This is a genomic window from Rhodococcus sp. PAE-6, from assembly GCF_025290685.1.
GTDB classification, from domain to species: domain Bacteria; phylum Actinomycetota; class Actinomycetes; order Mycobacteriales; family Mycobacteriaceae; genus Rhodococcus; species Rhodococcus pyridinivorans.
This window is the reverse complement of the sequence record NZ_JAOCLZ010000232.1, coordinates 1-236: the sequence shown is the minus strand read 5'-3', so window position 1 is coordinate 236 and position 236 is coordinate 1. Positions and strand designations below refer to the sequence as shown.

The window sequence follows — 236 nt, the reverse complement described above, 5'->3', positions numbered from 1 at the left end:
GTGCCGTTCTCGATGGCGTTGGTGAAATCCGGGGGAGTGATGTCGTCGCGCGTCGCGGCCGAGACGAGGTAGTGGCCGATCGTCTCGGTCTGGGCGACGGGTGCGTCGCCGGGTGTGTCGGCGAGCTTGTCGACAACATCCGCGACGTAGTGCAGGTTCTCGGGGAAGCCCGCGGCGTTGGCCTCGTAGACGGCGGCGCCGTCGGGGTCGAGTTCGGCGAGCTGCTCGGCGACGGC

Annotated in this window: 1 pseudogene; it reads right to left on the bottom strand. The window is 69.5% G+C overall.

The features are described from left to right. Positions 1–236 (bottom strand): annotated as a pseudogene (locus NVV99_RS26865) (ABC transporter permease); the annotation flags it as partial.